Here is an 18714-nt window from a genome sequence, read left to right as displayed (position 1 = left end):
ATATTGTTAATATTATACCTATATTTAGTATAATATCAATATGCTAATCTTTGATAATAATAACCATTATGTTTAAAATATATTAAAAAAACTATGCTGTTATTTTTAATTAATATGTTGCCTTAGCAATAGAATTTTATATATAAATATTCTATTATTCTGCTAAAAGATATCACAAAATAATATAGGATATTGTAGATGAAAAGAAGAATAATAAAAATAGATGAAGATAAATGCACAGGATGTGGAGTATGTATACCAGACTGTCCTGAGGGAGCTTTGCAGGTAATAGACGGAAAAGCCAGACTTATAAGCGATTTATTCTGCGATGGGCTTGGTGCTTGTATAAAGGCTTGTCCTGAGAATGCTATGGAAATAGAAGAGAGAGAAGCCGAAGAATATGATGAAAGCAAAGTAATGGAAAATATTGTAAAAGGCGGAGTTAATGTAATAAAAGCACATCTTGAACATTTAAGAGATCATGGAGAAGATAAGCTATTTAATGAAGCTGTAAACTATTTAAAAGATAATAATATGGAGGTTCCAAATATGGAAGAAAATAAAGCCTGCGGATGTGAGGGAAGTATGCAAAAAGATATGAGAAATCAATTTAGAGGAGAAAATAATAATAATATACAAATAAGTTCTGAATTAAGAAATTGGCCTATACAATTAAAATTAATGAACCCTAATGCTAATTATTTAGACAATGCTGATTTATTAATAGCTGCTGACTGCGTGCCTTTTTCTTATCCTAATTTTCATTCAAGATTTTTGAAAAATAAAACTCTTTTAATGTTCTGTCCTAAACTAGATACATATGTAGATGAATATATAGAAAAATTAACTAACATATTTACAAATAAAAATATCAAATCTATATCTATAGTAAGAATGGAAGTTCCTTGCTGCGGAGGAGTTGAAATGATAGTGCAGAAGGCTCTTGAAATTGCTAATAAAAATATAATAATTAAAGAATATATAATTTCAATAGACGGAAATATTATTTAATATATATTTTTATTAAAAATAGTTTAATAAATAGAAAAATACTATTTTCTTATAAATAATGAAGAAGATAGTATTTTTTATTTTTAATTAAATAAAAGAATCACTCAAAAAAATCTGAACCCAATACTTACTTCCATTATACTCATAAACCCCAATACCAATAGTTGTATAATAATCAGCTAAAATATTGTCTTTATGCCCTTGAGAGTTCATCCAAGCATTCATAGCTGAAGAAGCACTTTCCCTCATAGCAACTATATTCTCTCCTCTAATATAAGCTTTTGAATTAAATCCATATTCATCAAGCACTGTATCCCATTCTCTTCCGTCAGGTCTTACATGATCATATTTATCTACTATTTCTTTAGCTCTTTGGTTTGCAGCTTCACATAATTTGGCATCTAATTTATATTCTGTAAGTCCTGCTTTGATTCTTTCTTGATTAACTAAGCCGAATACTTCCTGAGCATCAGCACTTATTGAATTATTATTTGAATCAGTATTTGAAGTGTTATCATTACTAGGGTTAGTAGCAGTATTATTACAAGATATTATCACCAGCAATAAAAAAATTAAAATATAGTTTTTCATTTTTAACCTTTTAAACTTTTATTCATTTAGTTTTTAAAATAACAATTTTATCTATAATATGCAATAGTAAGATAAAAAATTATTTTAATGCCGTACTTGAATTTTTATAGATATATGATATATTCAATTTTCATGAAAGATATTATTTATTTTTTGCATAATAATTTTTAAAAAATAGATTTTCAAAGAATACAATCTTCTATAAAAAGAAGATGTATTCTTTTTTTATAGAAAAAAATTGAAAGGTAAAAAAATGTTTTTAGAAGATTGCATTATAACAGATAATATACAAATATCAGATGATAAGTATTTACTTAAAGTAAAGTCTAAAGAAAGCTGTAAACATGCAAAAGAAGGTCAATTTTTCATGCTTAAAAGCAGTACATTTTTAAGACGCCCTATAAGTATTCATTATATTGATAATGATATATTAGAGTTTTATTATCAAGTAAAGGGTGAAGGTACAAAATATTTATCAAAGTTAGAAAAAGATGATATTATTAATATTCAAGGACCTTTGGGTAATGGATTTAACAGCGAAATAAAAGATAAAAAAATATTATTAGCTGCAGGCGGAATGGGGATAGCTCCATTTAAATTATTAATAGAAAAATTGTTAAAAAATGATAACTCTATAACTTTAATAATGGGCGGAGCTAATGAAAGTGCAATAAAAATAATAACAAGATTTGATACAAGCAGTATTGACTTATACATCACAACAGATGACGGCTCTGTGGGAGATAAATGCAATACAGTAGACAAAACAAAAGAATTATTAAAACAAAAAAAATTTGATATTATATATACATGCGGACCTACTATTATGATGAAAGGAATAGTAAATATAGCTAATGAGAATAATATACTTTGCTATGCTTCTCTTGAAGAGAGAATGGCTTGCGGAGTTAATGCATGTTTAGGCTGTAATATAGAAATAAAAGATATTAATTCTGAAAATGGATATGCATTAAAAAAGGTTTGCTATGACGGACCTGTATTTGATTCTAAATTATTAAATATTTAAATAACGGATACTATTATGAGCAGATTAAATATAAACTTTTTAGGTAAAGAATTAAAAAATAATGTTATAACCTCTTCTGGCTGTTTCGGATTCGGAGAAGAATATAATAATTATTTTGATGTTAATGAACTTGGAGCAGTTAATTTAAAAGGAATAACATTAGATAAAAAAGACGGCAATAAAGGAACAAGAATAGCAGAAACTCCATCTGGTATGATAAACTGTATAGGGCTTGAAAATCCGGGAATAGAATATTTTAAAAATAATATAGTAAAAAATATAAAATATGATACTCCTATAATTTTAAATATAAACGGAGCTTCTATAGAAGAATATATGAAGGTTGCAGAAATAGCAAATGAAATAGAAAGAGTAGATTTTGTAGAACTTAATATATCATGCCCTAATGTAAAAAATGGAGGAATGGCTTTTGGGGCAAGCTGTGAAAGTGCAGAATCAACTACTAAAGCTGTAAAAAAACTTCTCACAAAAAAAACTCTTATAGTAAAATTATCTCCTAATGTTACAGATATAGCAAGCATAGCAAAAAGTGTAGAAAATGCCGGTGCTGATAGTGTATCGCTTGTTAATACTTTTTTATCAATGAAAATAGATACTAAAACAAGAAAACCTCTTTTAGGAAATATATTCGGAGGATTATCAGGAGCTTGTATAAGACCTATTGCTGTAAGAATGGTTTATCAGATATATAAAGCTGTGAAAATTCCTATTGTAGGTATGGGAGGCATTACAAATTACAATGATGCTCTGGAGTTTATAATGGCAGGGGCTTCATTAGTTTCTATAGGTTCAGGTATATTCTCAAATCCTGTGCTTCCTATAGAAGTTATTAATGGAATAGATAATTATCTAAAAGAAAATAATATAGATAATATAAAAGATATAATAGGAGCAGCACATTTATAACTTTTATCTTTCAAATAAAAATCAATTCTTATTTGAAATAATTTAATTATAAATAACTATAAAGGATAAATTATGACAAAATTAAGTGAAAATCCAAAAGAAAGATTAATTATAGCATTAGATTTTAATTCTATGGGAGAAGCGGCCAAACTTATAGATGAGCTTGGAGATGAGGCTGTATTTTATAAAGTAGGACTTGAACTCTTTTTATACACTAAAGGAGAAATAATAGAATATTTAGCAGGAAAAAACAAAAAAGTATTTTTAGATTTAAAATTTCATGATATACCAAATACAACAGCTATGGCTTCATTATTTGCAGCTAAACAGAATGTATTTATGTTTAATGTACACACTAGCGGCGGTAAAAAAATGATGGAAAAAACTGTTGAGGAGATAAAAAAACTTAATAAAGATAATTTAATAATAGGCGTAACAATACTTACAAGCCTTTCAGAAAATGATGTAAAAAATATGTTCAGCTCTAATTTGGCACTTACAGATTTGGCAGTTAATTGGGCTAAATTAGGAAAAGAATCAGGACTTGACGGAGTGGTATGCTCTCCTAAAGAAGCTGCCCTAATAAAAAGAGAATGCGGAGAGAATTTCAGAACAATTTGTCCTGGAGTAAGACCTAAATGGGCAAGCACTGATGATCAGGAAAGAGTGATGACTCCTAAGGAAGCTATTGAAAATGGATGCGATTATTTAGTTGTAGGAAGACCTATTACAAGAAATGAAGACAGAGTAAAAGCCTGCAAAATGATAGTAGAAGAAATTGCTGAAGGTTTAGAAAATAATAAAAAAGCAAAATCTAAATTAATAGCTAGTGCTTTATTAAATACTAAAGCAGTTAAACTTAATGTTAAAGAGCCTTTTACATTTGTATCTGGAATAAAAAGCCCTATATACTGCGATAATAGATATGTAATAGGATTTCCTAAAGAAAGAAAGATTATAGTTGATGCTTTTATGAATATTTTAAAAGGCAAAGATTTTGATGTTATAGCAGGAACAGCAACTGCAGGAATACCTTGGGCTTCTTTTATAGCTTATGAATTAAATAAACCATTATGCTATATAAGGGCTGAAAAAAAGGAACATGGCAGAGGAAAGCAGATAGAAGGAGCAGAATGCAGTGGCAAAAAATTAATTTTGATAGAAGATTTAATTTCTACAGGCGGAAGTTCTATTAAAGCATTTGAAGCAGCTAAAGCTGAAGGGGCTATAGGGCTTGAAATTATAGCGATATTTTCTTATGAATTTGAAAAAGCATATAAAAACTTTGAAGAAGCCGGCATTAAATTTTCATCTCTTTCTAATTTCTCATCTCTTATGGAAATAGCTAAAGATGAAAAGTATATAACTGAAGAAGAATTATCTAAAGCCTTGGAGTGGAATAAAAATCCGGATTCTTGGGGAAAATAAAAAATAAATAAAAAGCAAGGGATTATCCCTTGCTAAAAAAAATAATTACTTTATAAGTTTTCTCATATATCTAAAGAAATCATCTTTTTCTTTAGGTGAAATCATACAGGTATTCAAAAACACTTCCATAATTTCCTGATTAACACTTCCCATAGCAGCTTTAACAGCTAAAGACTGATTAAGTATATCTCCGCAATATTCACCTTTAGCAAGCATTTTTTTCATTCCCTTAATCTGACCTTCAATTCGGTTTAATCTGATAATAAGTCTTTTTCTCCTCTCAACAGCTTCTTCTCTATCAAATTTAGAAACCCTATTATTATCTCCGAAATGTTTATTCCAAGCCTTTAATCCGCCCTCTAATATATAAAGATTTTTGAAGCCCTCTTCTTTCATATATTCTGCCGCTTTCATACTTAATTTACCAATAGAGCAATACAATAAATATGGTGTTTCTTTATCTAATTTAGATATTTCTCTTTTAAACACTCTTGGCTTAAGGAAATCCATAGAAACAGAATCTTCAATCATACCTTCATAATTATGTTCCATTTCAGTTCTTACATCTAATATTACTATATTGTCTGTACTATTGATGATTTCATCGGCTTCAGAAGGAGATAATATTTTTAAATCATTTTCTATTAACATATTTCAATCCTTGTTAAAAGTATACATTTTTATTATATAATAAAATACAAAAAAAATAAAATTATAAAACATTTTTTTAATAAAAAAATTGAATTTAATCATTTATAACAAAAAAAGAGCCGTTTTAATAAAAAACAGCTCTTTATATTTATTATTAAGGTATACAAATATAAATTTATCCGAAATATCCTGTTAATATAGGTTTTCTTCCTGTAGTTTTATCGTTAAAATATTCATATTGTGATAAGCCTACAAATCCGCCTGAAACATTAACAACATTATTAAATCCAATATTCTGAAGTATTTTGCATGCTGTATAGCTAGTTAAACCTGTTTTACAAGTTACATATACTGTTTTATCTTTAGGTATTTCATTATATCTGCTTCTTAATGCACCAAGAGGTATATTGACAGCTTTTTCTAAATGTCCTGTCTCAAAATCTTCAGTAGGTCTTACATCTAGGAAATAAGCATCTTTTTCTACTAATTCTCTTACTTGGCTGAAATGAACTTGTCTATAATCACCGTTTCTTAAATTAGAAGCAACATAACCAGCAAAATTAACAACATCTTTAGCAGTACCGAATGAAGGAGCATAGCATAATTCTAAATCTTTCAAATCATCTATAGTGCCTCCGAATTTTATAATAGTTGCTATAACATCTATTCTCTTATCAACATTTCCTTTACCTATAGCCTGAGCACCTAATACTTTTCCTGTAGGTACTTCGTATATTAATTTGAAATGCAATAATCTTGAATTAGGCATAATTGATACCCCGTCAAAAGGTATAATTTCTACAGTATCATAATCTATATTCAAATTCATAGCTTTAATAAATCCTTCAGAAAGTCCTGTAGAAGCTCCGTTGTATCCGAATACTTTAATAACTGATGAACTTATAAATCCTCTGTTATCAACTGTTCTTCCATTAATATGGTCAGCAACTGCCCTAGCCTGTTTCTGAGCAGGACCAGCTAAAGGAAGTCTGTAATAATCATTAAATAATGGACTGTATACTTCTATAGCATCTCCGACTGCATAAATATCTTTATCATTGGTTCTATAAGTAGAATCTACTTTTATAGCCTTAGTTTTTCCTAATTCTATTCCAGCCTTAACAGCAATGTCAGTTTCAGGAGCAACACCTATAGCAAGAATAACAGCATCAGCATCTATTTTCTTTCCTGAAGCTAAAATAACTGTATTTGTATCGAAGCTATCAACTTTATCATTAACGATTAAATTAACTCCATTATCCATAATTTCTCTATGAAGAATTTGAACCATATCATAGTCAAAAGGCTTCATTATCTGAGGCAATGCTTCTATAATAGTTACATCATATCCTACTTTTTTTAAGTTTTCAGCCATCTCAATACCTATAAATCCGCCGCCTATAACAGATACTTTAGCATTTGGCTTTCCATTAAGAAAATTATGTATTTTGCTTATATCAACAACATTCCTTACCGTAAATACATTAACTTTATCGATTCCTTTTATAGGAGGAACTATAGGCTTAGCACCCATTGAAAGTATAAGTTTATCATAGCTTTCTCTATATTCCCTGCCTTCAGATACAACCACAACTTCTTTATTTTTTCTGTCTATAGCAACAACTTCGCTATTAACTCTTGCATCTACATTGAATTGTTTTAAAAATTTCTCAGGATTCATCAAAAGTAAAGTTTCTTCATTTGGTATAAGCCCCCCTATATGATAAGGAAGAGAACAATTAGAAAAAGATACATGAGGTCCTTTCTCAAACATTATTATTTTATCTTCTTCATTCAATCTTCTAAGTCTTGCAGCAGCAGAAGCTCCTCCTGCAACACCGCCTACTATTAATATTTTTTTCATAGTAAAAAACTCCCTGATAATATTTTATATTAATATACCTAGTATATGTATTATTAAAAAATAAGTCAATATTTTTAATGAAAAATATAATAAAAAATATCATCATACTATATTAAATAGGGTTACTGCTGTAATAATGAATTATATTTTCACTTAAAGTTTAAAATATAAAAATTAATATATTTTTTACATTTTTTAGATTTATGTTTATTTTAATAATAAATATTCCGATATTATATGTATAATAAGTCTTTGGAGGTATTAAATGGGAGTTTATTCTATTTATTCATCTGAAATGTTTCCATTGACTAGACATATGACTTCTGCTGGATTAAATGTTTACAACTCTTCAGCTTACAGTTCAGCCCAATCTGCTGATAAAGCTGCAAGTATTGTAACTCCTCAGGGATCATCTGCTCCTATAAACAACAATATTGGAAAGACTTTGGATGTATATGCTTAATTATTAGTTTTGACCAATTATGTAAAAGTTCTATTTCTTAAGCTGATAAAAAATAAAAATAATAAAGAACATAATTGGTCATAATTTTTAAGCAAAAATCTATATTATGTAAACTTATTATTATCATAACATATTCTATTGCATTTATTTTTTAATATTTTTTAATATTTTCCTTGATTTAATATTACATTGATTTACAATTACATAGTAAATTTGTTTTAATTTATAAATTAAATGGAGGGAATATATGGATCTTTCAGCTTATAGTTCTTATTCTACAGGAATGCTTAAACAAGATATTTCTTTAAGCATGATAAGAAAAACTTCAGACATGCAAGCTCAGGCTGTTGACAAAATTATGACTAGCATTCAGCCTCAAGCTGTTTCTGCACCTATGAGACCTGGTGTAGGTGAAAGATTAAGCACTTATGCTTAATTTAAGGTAAAGTAATTTTTTTAAGGCTGCTGATATTTATTATTGGCAGCTTATTTATTTTATAATAAATAAAAACATACCAACTATAAAATGCTAAAAATATACTTTTTTCACTAATAGTCAAATTATAAATTGTTTTTTTAATTAAAATTTTTATATATCATAAGTAAAGATAGACAAGCATAAATTGGAGTTTTTTATGATAGATACACAAGCAGTATTAAAAAATCTAGGACAAAATATAAGAGAATTAAGAAAAAGTAAAAAAATGACTATAGATGAACTAGCTGAAAAATCTTCGCTTTCTGGAAAATATCTTCAAGGTGTTGAGGTTGGAAATAGAAATATATCAATTAAAAATCTAAATAAAATCTGTAAAGCGTTAGAAACTTCTCCGGATATGCTATTAAATATTAAACCATACAATTTAAAATCTTCAGAAGAAAAAATATTTGCAATATCAGAAAAACTTAAAAAATTTGAAGAAAGAAAATTAGATTTCATAGGGGATATGATAGATCATTTAAATGATATCATCAAAAATGAAGAAAAAAATAAATAATTAATATTAAATTATCTTATACTGAACTCGCATCCGCAATAATGCTGTCTATAAAGTCCTGCTTCATTAGCTATTATATTAGTCTTTTTAAATCCATCTTTTTTCTTAAAGTCAAAATGCAAATACTCTATCCCTTCATAATTATCCGCTAAACTTTTACCTATCATCTCAATAACTTTGCTATTTTTATGCGGACTTACAGTCATTACAGTAGCAACATACTTAGCATTTATACTAGAGGCATATTCAAAAGCCTTTTTCATTCTATGCTTAAAACAAATGCTGCATCTAGCTCCCTTCTCAGGCTCATTCTCAAAACCTTTTATATCATCATACCATTTTCCAACATCATCTTCTTCTTCAGATATATAAGTTTTTATCCCAATACTATCAGCATACTTAATAAACTCATCTCTTCTTCTTTCATATTCCGATATAGGATATATATTAGGATTATAAAAATAAAATACAGTATCATAATCCTCTAAAATAGTACGCGGATAACTCATGCAAACAGCACAGCAAGTATGAACAACCAATTTTTCTTTAATTTCCATAGTTAAAATTACCTCTTACTCGCCTTTAAAGTGATAGTTTTATCATCAAAGCTGCTTATTATTATCTGATAGCCCATATTTTTAGCTTTAGAATTAATATCAACAGCCAAATCCCTGCTGCTTCCTACATAAGTAACAACATATCGGGAAGATTCTCCTGATACTCCTCTATTATAAACATTTTTTAATCCGCCTATATTCTCTTTCAACGCATCTTCAAAACCAATAGATTCATCAAAATCAAGTCCGTTTACATATATAGTATATTCTGTTCCGTTTTGAACTTCACTTTGCCATTTATTAACTATCTGATTAACAAAATCATCTGATACATAATCTGCCGATTTCACCAAAGCTATAGAATGGGCATCTTTATCGCTTCCGCCAACACCGCCTGCCTGATGTGTAGCACGGGCTATAGTGGTATAATCTGATATATTAATTGCAGTTATTGCAACATCGCTTCTATAACTTTTCATAGCAGTGCCTTGTATAGTTGTAAAGAAAGCAGCATCAGCTTTTCCGATTATTGCTATTTGTGCTCCTGTGGCATCGGCTATTTTTTTTATAGATGATGATGAACTTGAACCTCTTGTATCTTCATAGCTTATATTTTCTTTTCTCATTACACTTTGCAATGATGAAGCACTAACAAATTTGAATCCTTTTTCACTCATATTTTTTTCTAATTCTACATTAAAAGATTCGCTTAAGTTTCCTGTTTCATCTGTAACAAGCACAACTATAAGAGGAAGATTTTTCCTATCCATAAGTATGCCCATTGCCTGAAGATTATCCTGTATCATATCCACTCCTACTGTAGCTTCTATCTTAGAATACCAAACAGAACCGGATTTAGATATATTAATAACTTTATATGAAGATATATAACCTGTTGTATTATCATATATTTTAGAACTTATAAGTCTGTTATTTTCTACTAAAGTATTACCCTGAACTATAGAACCAACTGCCTGTTCAACTGCATTTCTTTTAGCACTCTCAATAGACCTCTCTATGGCATCAGCCTCTCCTCTTCCGTCAGCAGAAGCATAGCCTTCGGCAGTTATTTTTGTGGTTTTTCCGCCCTTAAAGTCAGGATTCTTCCAATTATTAACTATTCCTATTTCGCCTGTATCTTCGCCCACATATACACCTCCGCTAGATGTACTTTTAGAAGTTGTAGCACAGGATACAAAAAATACAGATAAAAATATAAATAGATATAACTTATTAAATTTCATGCTGTCATAAACCTCAATTAATATTTATATAGAACTATTATCAGTAAAAAATAATATTTTTAAGCAAATATATTATTATTAACATATATTTTATAATAAAGTTATATTTTTTCAAGAAAGAAAATGTAATAAATTTAATTCATAAAATAATACTTTGTAAAAATAAAATCAAATATCTTTATAAACAGACAAAAGTGTAGGCAGAATTTCTTCAGCCTCAAATTTTTCTAAGCAGTCAATAGTTTTGCAGCCTCTTTTTATATATTCACATCGAAAACTTTTTAATGCTGTACAGTATTTTTTTCTAGCCTCTAAATTAACGGCTTTTTCTCCCCTAGCTCCGTAAATCAATGGCAAAGTATCTCCGAATATACCTATAGAATATATATTGCATGCATTGGCTATATGTAAAGGGGCACTATCTCCTCCAATCAATGCATAAGAATGTTTAATCACAGATATAAGCTCTCTAATACTCAACTTATTAGTAAAATCATCAGCTATTATATTTCTTAATCTTTTATTCATTTCATTAGAAAAATCCAAATCATCTTTAGAACCTATTAATATTATAGGAACTTGCTTTTCTTTATAAAATAAATCTATAAGTTTTGAAAAATTATCTATGCAGTATCTCTTACTTATTCTTGTAGCTCCGCCATGAACAAGCAAGGCACTCTTATAATTTTTCATTTTACTAATACCGAATTCATTTTCTTTTTCACTTAAAAAAATCTCTGTATTAATACCGTCATCTTTTATATTCATAGGCTTCAATACAGAAAGAATTGTATCTACTATATGCCTTTTATGTTTTTTCCAAGAAGTTTTTTTATTAAGAAGAAATCCGCGGCATTCACTGTTTACTCCTGCTCTTATCGGTATTTTAGCTTTATATAAAAGAGAAGCTCCATAAAATGCTGTTGTGGCAGAAATACCTATATCATAATTCTGACTGCTTATATATTCTGATACTTTATCATCTCTAATTATAATATTATTTATATAGGGGTTTTCTTTTAAAATATCTATTCCTCTTATACCATTTACAACATCAATACTGCAGTCATTATAATGTTTTTTCAAAGCCCTTATAAGCGGAGTTATAAATATCGTATCTCCTATATAATTCATTCCTATAATCAATATCTTTGTCATAAATAAAACTCTTATGATTATTTATATTATGATAACCTTCTTCTTTTGGCAATTCTTTCTTTTTTTTCTTCTAATAGTCGCTCTTCATTGTATATCTTCATAATCTCAAAGAATAATATAAAACTCAAAGGTCCCAATATTATTCCTGAAAGTCCGAAAAATAATACTCCGCCAAGTATAGCAAAGAAAATAAATAATGGATGAAGCTCTATTCTGTTTCCAAGAAGAAGAGGACGAACAAAATTATCAGGTATTGTAATAAATATCCAAGAACATACTATAAATATAATAGCTTTGATAATTTCTCCATCTATTGCAAATAATACACCTAAAGGAATCCATATTATGGTAGTTCCTATTATAGGCATAAAAGATGCTATTATAGTAAGAAATGCAAATGTAAATGAATTTGTAACACCAAATACAGTATATACTATAAAAGCACAAAAACCCTGAAATATTCCTGTAAACAAATTGCCAAAAACTATTCCTTTGATACCTTCAGAAACCTGTTTTATAAGTCTGTCAATATATTTTCTCTCTATAGGAATTAATGTTCTTACCTGATCTATCAAATATTCTCCGTCTACAAAAAAGAAAAATAAAGAAAACATCATAAATATAAATGAACTCACAAATCCGCCTGTACTTTTTAATAAACCAGCTACATTTTGAGTAAGATATGAGCTTATAAATGTTAAATTTGAAAGAGAAGAATCCTGTATTCTTTTTAATATGGTTTCCATAGATACATCTATAGGCAGGGATTTAAGAAAGTTATTTATGCTGGAATTATTAATAACTTCATTAACATCCAAATTTATAAAATACCTAATACCAATATTAGAAATATCTATAAGCTGAACTATTATAGTATAAGCTAATATACTTGTAGGAACTAAGAATATAATTAGAGATATAAGAGAAAAAAGTAATGCTAAAGTGTTTTTTTTAATCATGGAGATTTTATCTGTTTTTTTATAACTCTTTCCCATAGCCCTTATAAAAAGAGGATTTAATATGACATAAAAAACAACTGCAAAAAATATTATCATTCCGAATGGTCTTAATAATTTATACATTATAAATATAGACAGGAATATAAAAACTATAAAGAAAATATAGCCTATATTGTTTTTATTCATAAAATCTCCAAAAATAAAAAGTTTAATCAATGAAATTAATTATGTTTTTATAATAATATATATAATATATTTTTCAAGCATTTTAATTTGAATTATTAAATATTTATGTTATTATATAAAAATGGTATTTAATTTAAATGATAAGCAAAAAGATATAATAAAATGTTTTGAAGATAATGGATTATGCTTTGTTAATGCCTCAGCGGGTACGGGCAAAACAAGCACTATAACAGAAATATATTTAAAACTATTAGAAAATAAAGAAAAAGTCTCCAATATAGTAGTTATTACTTTTACAAAAGCAGCAGCTAATGAAATGCTTTTTAGAATAAGATCCAAAATAAGAAATAAAATAGAAAATATAAAAAATACTGATGATGAAAAATCTTTAAAAGAAAAAAAATATTGGCAGAATGTTTATAAAGATATACTTACAAGTTCTAAAATTTCAACAATAAATGCATTTGCCAATTCTATAGCTATGGAAAATGCAATGTATCTTTCAATACCTCCTAATATAGCAATATTAGAAGAAAGCATTGATATTCAGGAAACATTAAAAAGTGAAATTTTAAATATTTTAAGACAATCAAAACATGCTGAGACAATACGATCGCTATATAGAATATCAACAGAGGACAGTAAAAATAAATTTGCTCAAAGAATACTGCAATTCCTATTAAAAATAAAGCCGAGACTTGAAAATATAAACAGATTTGAAGAAAAAGCATTAGAAATCATAAAAATAGATGATAAAGAATATGATAAACTATATAATAACATATATAATTACAGTATAGAACTTATAAATGATAATTTAAAAAGCGGAAAATTTATAACAGAATGTAAAAATAGAATATCTCTTCTTCTTAATAAAATTGATTTGATAAAATACAAAGAAAAAATAAAAGAATTAACTTTGGAAGATTATGAATATATTAGAATTGCATTATCAGATGTATCGAGTGCAAAATTGGGAAATACTAAACATGATGAGTTTAAGGCTGTATTAGAAGATTTAAAAAAATGCACTGTATCTATGCTTAATTATGTTAATATATTATATAATGAAGAAAATTATAAAGCAGTAATAGACTTTATAAAAGAAACATACAATCATATAGAAAAAGTAAAATCTAATATAGGAATATACTCTCATGAAGATATGATGTATAAAGCTATAGAAGCATTAGAAAATGATGCTGTATCAAAAGAAATAAGAGATAATATATCAGCATTAATACTAGATGAGGCTCAGGATACTAGCATTTTGCAGTTTGACTTCATAAATTTAATAGTATTCGGACAAAGAGAGATAACAAGCACATCAAAAACAGATAAAAAATTAATGATAGTAGGAGACAGAAAGCAGTCTATATACAGATTTAGAAATGCTGATGTAAATGCTTTCACTAATACTCAGGAAAATTTCAGCAATTATGTAAGATATTTAAAAGATAATTATAGAAGTAATTCTATGCTGATAGATTTCTTTAATGATTTATTTAAAAGCACTGTATTTATAAATGATGATATCAATTATAAAGATGAAGATGATCTGGATTATAATAAAAAGACAGATGATAAAGCAGTATCTTTACTAATATTTAATAATAATATAGAAGATGAAAGTATTCATTTATATGCAGATGATAAAACAGAATTAGAGGCTTATGCTATAGCTGAATATATAAAAAACAATTACAGCAATGATTATAAAAATACTGTTATACTTCTTCCAACATTCAGCAGATTAGATAAATATTTAAAAGCCTTATCAGATTATAAAATACCATACTATATAGACGGCGGAAATAAATTCTACTCAAGAGAAGAAATAGTATTAATAAAAACATTTTTGGAATATTTAATACTGAGAGATCATGCTAAACTTCCTGAAATACTTAGAAGCGAATTATTTGATATTGATATAGGTAATTTATCAGATTTTTTATTTAGTTTATATGTAAAAAATTTGGATATAAAAGACTATTTTCCAAAAATGGTATATGATGAAAATAAATACAAAGAAATAGAAAGTATAGCTAAGTCAAAAAGTTATTATAATCAATTAAAAACTGCCAAAGAATTATTAAATAATATAGAAAGTAAAATACATAAGATGAATGCCGCTGAAATAATAGAAACTATATGTATTGATACGAATTTTTATAATTATTTAATGACTATGAATGATGCAGAAATTTCTTATGCCAATATAGAAAAATTAAAAAAAATAGCAAATGATTTTGAAAATCAAACAGGAAATAATATTTATGATTTTGTATTAAATATCAAAAATACAAATGATAATGAAGCATACTCTGCAATACCAAAATTATCTGTAAAATCTGTAAAGATAATGACTATACATAAATCTAAAGGACTTGAATTTAATAATGTATTTGCGGCAGGGGTAGGCGGATATATAAAGCCTAATTTATCAGATTTTGATTTTATAGAAGATGCATCTTTTATAAAACTTCCTGTAAAAAATAAACATTACAGTGTAGATTTTTCTGCTTTGAATACTGAATACAATAAAAAAAGCGAACTTTCAGAAAAAAGAAGATTATTATATGTGGCATTAACAAGAGCATCAAATAATTTAATACTTTCAGGAGAGCATACCAAAGAAGAAACATACAGATCATATTTAGATAAATATCTTAATAATGAAACAAAAAAATATAAAGCAGATATTATAAGCGAAGAGACAAAAGAATTGATAAAAATTGATAATATAGAAAATAAATTTATTAATACATATTTATACGGATTAGCAGTAAAACCAAATGAAGATATAGATATTAAGAATGCCGAAGAAATAAAACAAAAAATAAACAGCATTTCAAAAAAAGATAAAAAAGAAAAAAGCAATGAATATATAAAAAATATTAATCCTTCTTTAAATAACATATTTAATAAAAATTATGTTAACATATCAAAGCTATTAGATAGAAAAATATCCAGATTAGAAAATGATATTAATAATACAGATAATCAATATAATGATGATATAGAAGTAATATCATATAAAGATATAGGAATAATAATACATAAAATGCTTGAATATTTTAACTTTGATAAATACATAAAAGAAAAAGAAAAATATTTGGAAAAAATAAAATCATGTATTCTAAAAAGTAATAACCATTATAGCAAAGAGCAATTAACAGAAAGTTTAAATACAGCATTCAAAAAGTTATTTGAAAATAATCATATACAAAATATATTAAGCGGAAATGAAGAAATAATTTCAAGAGAACATACATTCCAGCATTATGACGGAAAAGATTTAATAACAGGAAAAATTGATATTATAACTAAAAATAAAAATGATGAATATTATATTTTAGATTATAAAGTAGCTCAAGAAAGCGAATATAATATAAATAAATATCAATATCAATTAAATACTTATAAATTTATGTTTGAACATGTTCTTGAACAGAAATATCCTAATATAGATAAAAATAAAATAAAAACTGATATTATATTTTTAAAATAGAGTGTAACTATTAAGTTTTAATCTAATTTCATGAAAAATATACTATATTTTTATATTATAAACACATATTTTCATTAATTATTACTATTATATTAATAATTTTCTTTACTTTTTTCTATTATATTGTATATATTATATTTGTGAGGAAAATAAATGAAAGTAATTTTAAAATATTTTACATTGATGATTTGTTTTTTATCTATAATATCATGTAATAAGCAGGTTATTTTCAATAGATTTAATTTAAATAGAGCATATAGTCTATATGAAAAAGGAAAAAATGCAGATGATGATAAAGCCTTGCTTGAAATAACATCCACTTATAATGATATTATAAATCAGAAAATATATGCTCAGGATAGACTAGCATCTGTATATAGAACTTTAGCAGAAAGAAGTTTAGTAAAAGAACAGTATGCATATTCAGCAAAATATTTTAACGAGGCATTAAAAATACTTCCAAACAGTCCTTATTTAAGATACGGACTTGGAATATCTTATGCCAATTTAGTAGAAAGTGCTGATACTTATGAAAAAAAGACTAATTTTATACAAAGAGCAGAAAACAATATTAGTTTTGCTATAAATAAAGATCCTAATAATGCCAACTACTATGCTGCTTTGGCATCTTTACAAGGATTGCAGCAAAATGACTATGAAAAAGCATTTGATAATATAAAAAAAGCCGTAGAAATGAATCCTAACAATGCAGACTATTTAATGTTATTAGCAAGAATACAGTACAGCAGGGGAAATTATAATGAAGCAGTGGCTGCATACAGAAAAATACTCAATCTTCCTGTTGAAAATAATATAAAAGAAACTGTTTTAAAAAATATTGAACAAATTATAGGACAGCAAAATTGAGTAAAAATTACGATATTAAAACTTATTTGATTGCCTTAAATCAAATTGATAAAGTAGGAGATAAAAGAATATCCGAGCTTATTAATCATTATGAATCTGTAGAAAATATTTTTGAGGATAAAGAAGAAAATATTAGGGAATTATTAGAAAAAAAATTTAAATCTCAAATAGGAAGCTTTGATAAAAATGAAATATTAGACAAAGCAAATACAATAGTAGAAAAATCAAAAGATTATGGTATAGGAATATTAGATTTATTTAATGAAGATTATCCATTTAATTTAAAACAAATAGATAATCCTCCTTATATACTTTATTACAAGGGAGATTTAAAAAAACTAAGAAGAAATGCCATAGCCATAGTAGGTACGAGAGAGCCTACTAATGAAAGCCGTAAATATTCTTTTGAACTTGCAAGTAAATTATCATCGTTAAATATATCAGTTATTTCCGGAATGGCTAAGGGAGTTGATAGAGAGGCACATCTTGGGGCTATATCATCTCATATTAATACTGTAGCTGTTTTGGGAAATGGTATAGATACAGTTTATCCTTCTGAAAATTTGCAGATATATAATAAATTATCAGAAAAAGGATTAATAGTAAGTGAATTTGAAATTGGAAGAAAACCAGACAGAATGAATTTCCCTAGAAGAAACAGAATAATATCAGGACTTTCTTATGCTGTTGTTATGGTAGAAGCTGCAAGTAAATCCGGTGCTTTAATTACAGTTGATTATGCTCTAAATCAAGGCAGAGATGTTTATATAGCTCCTTATGATGAGAAAAAAAACTGTTATTTCGGAAATCATAAATTGTACAAAGACGGGGCGAAAATAGCATATAGTTATATGGATATACTAGAGGATTTTGATTCAATATTTTCAAATGATGATGATTATGTAAAAATGAAATTAAAATATTTTGAAGGCGGAGAGATAAAATCTAAAGCCGTAAAAAATGATTCTATAAAAAATGAAAGCAATAAAGAGATAAAAGAAATAAAAAAAGAAGAAAAGAAAAAAAAGAAAACTAAAAAACAAAATGATGAATCTATTATAAGCAGTTTACAGGAAGATGAATCATTGCTTTATAATATAATAAAACAAAATGATAAAATACATATTGATGAAATTATAGAAGAAAGCAAAATGAAAGTGCAGGCTGTAACTTCTATGTTAATGCAGCTGGAAATAAAAGGGATTATAAAGCAGCTTTCAGGAAAATATTACACTATAGAAAAATAAAAAAATATATATAACTTTAGGATTT

General features: G+C 26.8%; 17 protein-coding genes. 10 read left to right on the top strand and 7 right to left on the bottom strand.

The window, feature by feature from the left end; all coding sequences use genetic code 11:
• Window positions 1–198 precede the first annotated feature (198 nt).
• The gene (locus A966_RS07515; protein WP_008724225.1) at window positions 199–1011 is read left to right on the top strand and encodes an ATP-binding protein; all 813 of its coding nucleotides are present in this window, start codon (window positions 199–201) and stop codon (window positions 1009–1011) included.
• An 87-nt stretch (window positions 1012–1098) separates the two neighbouring features.
• Here the strand turns inward: A966_RS07515 and A966_RS07510 are convergent, their stop codons facing one another.
• The gene (locus tag A966_RS07510) at window positions 1099–1602 is read right to left on the bottom strand and encodes a CAP domain-containing protein (protein WP_008724222.1); all 504 of its coding nucleotides are present in this window, start codon (window positions 1600–1602) and stop codon (window positions 1099–1101) included.
• 253 nt (window positions 1603–1855) lie between these two features.
• Between A966_RS07510 and A966_RS07505 the strand changes: the two genes are divergently transcribed.
• The 3 genes from A966_RS07505 (at window position 1856) to pyrF (ending at window position 4984) form a co-directional block, all read left to right on the top strand.
• A complete protein-coding gene (locus A966_RS07505; protein WP_008724220.1) occupies window positions 1856–2629 on the top strand; it encodes a dihydroorotate dehydrogenase electron transfer subunit in 774 nt (257 codons plus the stop codon).
• Between the two features lie 15 nt (window positions 2630–2644).
• Window positions 2645–3556: a dihydroorotate dehydrogenase gene (locus A966_RS07500; protein WP_008724218.1), complete on the top strand. Its 912-nt coding sequence runs from the start codon at window positions 2645–2647 to the stop codon at window positions 3554–3556.
• Between the two features lie 72 nt (window positions 3557–3628).
• Window positions 3629–4984: an orotidine-5'-phosphate decarboxylase gene (gene pyrF / locus A966_RS07495; RefSeq protein WP_008724216.1), complete on the top strand. Its 1356-nt coding sequence runs from the start codon at window positions 3629–3631 to the stop codon at window positions 4982–4984.
• A 45-nt stretch (window positions 4985–5029) separates the two neighbouring features.
• Here the strand turns inward: pyrF and A966_RS07490 are convergent, their stop codons facing one another.
• The gene (locus tag A966_RS07490; RefSeq protein ID WP_008724214.1) at window positions 5030–5635 is read right to left on the bottom strand and encodes a metal-sensing transcriptional repressor; all 606 of its coding nucleotides are present in this window, start codon (window positions 5633–5635) and stop codon (window positions 5030–5032) included.
• Window positions 5636–5810: 175 nt separating this feature from the next.
• Window positions 5811–7499 (bottom strand): FAD-dependent oxidoreductase, encoded by a 1689-nt coding sequence (locus A966_RS07485; protein WP_008724212.1) that lies wholly within the window; start codon window positions 7497–7499, stop codon window positions 5811–5813.
• A 265-nt stretch (window positions 7500–7764) separates the two neighbouring features.
• On the opposite strand from A966_RS07485, the gene A966_RS07480 reads away from it, so the two are divergent.
• The 3 genes from A966_RS07480 to A966_RS07470 all read left to right on the top strand — a co-directional run bounded on the left by A966_RS07480 (window position 7765) and on the right by A966_RS07470 (window position 8960).
• Window positions 7765–7962, top strand: coding sequence for a hypothetical protein (locus tag A966_RS07480; RefSeq protein WP_008724210.1), 198 nt, complete (start codon window positions 7765–7767; stop codon window positions 7960–7962).
• A gap of 247 nt (window positions 7963–8209) precedes the next feature.
• Window positions 8210–8398, top strand: coding sequence for a putative motility protein (locus A966_RS07475; protein ID WP_008724208.1), 189 nt, complete (start codon window positions 8210–8212; stop codon window positions 8396–8398).
• 199 nt (window positions 8399–8597) lie between these two features.
• Window positions 8598–8960 (top strand): helix-turn-helix domain-containing protein, encoded by a 363-nt coding sequence (locus tag A966_RS07470; protein WP_008724206.1) that lies wholly within the window; start codon window positions 8598–8600, stop codon window positions 8958–8960.
• Between the two features lie 11 nt (window positions 8961–8971).
• Here A966_RS07470 and A966_RS07465 read toward each other — a convergent pair whose 3' ends face one another.
• The 4 genes from A966_RS07465 to A966_RS07450 form a co-directional block, all read right to left on the bottom strand.
• Window positions 8972–9517 carry an epoxyqueuosine reductase QueH gene (locus A966_RS07465; RefSeq protein WP_008724204.1) on the bottom strand — a complete coding sequence of 182 codons (546 nt, stop codon included), beginning with the start codon at window positions 9515–9517 and terminating at the stop codon, window positions 8972–8974.
• 8 nt (window positions 9518–9525) lie between these two features.
• On the bottom strand, window positions 9526–10761 hold the full coding sequence (locus A966_RS07460) for a DUF6175 family protein (protein WP_008724202.1): 1236 nt from the start codon (window positions 10759–10761) through the stop codon (window positions 9526–9528).
• 168 nt (window positions 10762–10929) lie between these two features.
• Window positions 10930–11919 (bottom strand): glycosyltransferase family 9 protein, encoded by a 990-nt coding sequence (locus tag A966_RS07455; RefSeq protein ID WP_008724200.1) that lies wholly within the window; start codon window positions 11917–11919, stop codon window positions 10930–10932.
• 26 nt (window positions 11920–11945) lie between these two features.
• Complete coding sequence (locus tag A966_RS07450; protein WP_008724197.1) at window positions 11946–13064, bottom strand: AI-2E family transporter; 1119 nt, start codon at window positions 13062–13064, stop codon at window positions 11946–11948.
• Between the two features lie 121 nt (window positions 13065–13185).
• On the opposite strand from A966_RS07450, the gene A966_RS07445 reads away from it, so the two are divergent.
• From A966_RS07445 to dprA, 3 genes are all read left to right on the top strand, one after another.
• Window positions 13186–16575, top strand: a complete 3390-nt coding sequence (locus A966_RS07445) for a UvrD-helicase domain-containing protein (protein ID WP_008724195.1) — start codon at window positions 13186–13188, stop codon at window positions 16573–16575.
• 153 nt (window positions 16576–16728) lie between these two features.
• Window positions 16729–17442 (top strand): tetratricopeptide repeat protein, encoded by a 714-nt coding sequence (locus A966_RS07440; protein WP_008724193.1) that lies wholly within the window; start codon window positions 16729–16731, stop codon window positions 17440–17442.
• On the top strand, window positions 17439–18689 hold the full coding sequence (gene dprA / locus A966_RS07435; RefSeq protein WP_008724191.1) for a DNA-processing protein DprA: 1251 nt from the start codon (window positions 17439–17441) through the stop codon (window positions 18687–18689). Before A966_RS07440 ends, dprA begins: the two co-directional genes overlap by 4 nt.
• Window positions 18690–18714: the final 25 nt, after the last annotated feature.

This window comes from Brachyspira hampsonii 30446 (assembly GCF_000316195.1).
In the GTDB taxonomy this organism is placed as follows: domain Bacteria; phylum Spirochaetota; class Brachyspiria; order Brachyspirales; family Brachyspiraceae; genus Brachyspira; species Brachyspira hampsonii_C.
Note: the sequence above shows the minus strand (reverse complement) of the source record. Positions and strands in the feature narration are given on the sequence as shown.

Bases quoted from the DNA above. Each gene is read 5' to 3' on its own strand.
- A966_RS07515 (WP_008724225.1), top strand. From the start codon at position 199: ATGAAAAGAAGAATAATAAAAATAGATGAAGATAAATGCACAGGATGT.
- A966_RS07510 (WP_008724222.1), bottom strand. From the start codon at position 1,602: ATGAAAAACTATATTTTAATTTTTTTATTGCTGGTGATAATATCTTGT.
- A966_RS07505 (WP_008724220.1), top strand. From the start codon at position 1,856: ATGTTTTTAGAAGATTGCATTATAACAGATAATATACAAATATCAGAT.
- A966_RS07500 (WP_008724218.1), top strand. From the start codon at position 2,645: ATGAGCAGATTAAATATAAACTTTTTAGGTAAAGAATTAAAAAATAAT.
- pyrF (WP_008724216.1), top strand. From the start codon at position 3,629: ATGACAAAATTAAGTGAAAATCCAAAAGAAAGATTAATTATAGCATTA.
- A966_RS07490 (WP_008724214.1), bottom strand. From the start codon at position 5,635: ATGTTAATAGAAAATGATTTAAAAATATTATCTCCTTCTGAAGCCGAT.
- A966_RS07485 (WP_008724212.1), bottom strand. From the start codon at position 7,499: ATGAAAAAAATATTAATAGTAGGCGGTGTTGCAGGAGGAGCTTCTGCT.
- A966_RS07480 (WP_008724210.1), top strand. From the start codon at position 7,765: ATGGGAGTTTATTCTATTTATTCATCTGAAATGTTTCCATTGACTAGA.
- A966_RS07475 (WP_008724208.1), top strand. From the start codon at position 8,210: ATGGATCTTTCAGCTTATAGTTCTTATTCTACAGGAATGCTTAAACAA.
- A966_RS07470 (WP_008724206.1), top strand. From the start codon at position 8,598: ATGATAGATACACAAGCAGTATTAAAAAATCTAGGACAAAATATAAGA.
- A966_RS07465 (WP_008724204.1), bottom strand. From the start codon at position 9,517: ATGGAAATTAAAGAAAAATTGGTTGTTCATACTTGCTGTGCTGTTTGC.
- A966_RS07460 (WP_008724202.1), bottom strand. From the start codon at position 10,761: ATGAAATTTAATAAGTTATATCTATTTATATTTTTATCTGTATTTTTT.
- A966_RS07455 (WP_008724200.1), bottom strand. From the start codon at position 11,919: ATGACAAAGATATTGATTATAGGAATGAATTATATAGGAGATACGATA.
- A966_RS07450 (WP_008724197.1), bottom strand. From the start codon at position 13,064: ATGAATAAAAACAATATAGGCTATATTTTCTTTATAGTTTTTATATTC.
- A966_RS07445 (WP_008724195.1), top strand. From the start codon at position 13,186: ATGGTATTTAATTTAAATGATAAGCAAAAAGATATAATAAAATGTTTT.
- A966_RS07440 (WP_008724193.1), top strand. From the start codon at position 16,729: ATGAAAGTAATTTTAAAATATTTTACATTGATGATTTGTTTTTTATCT.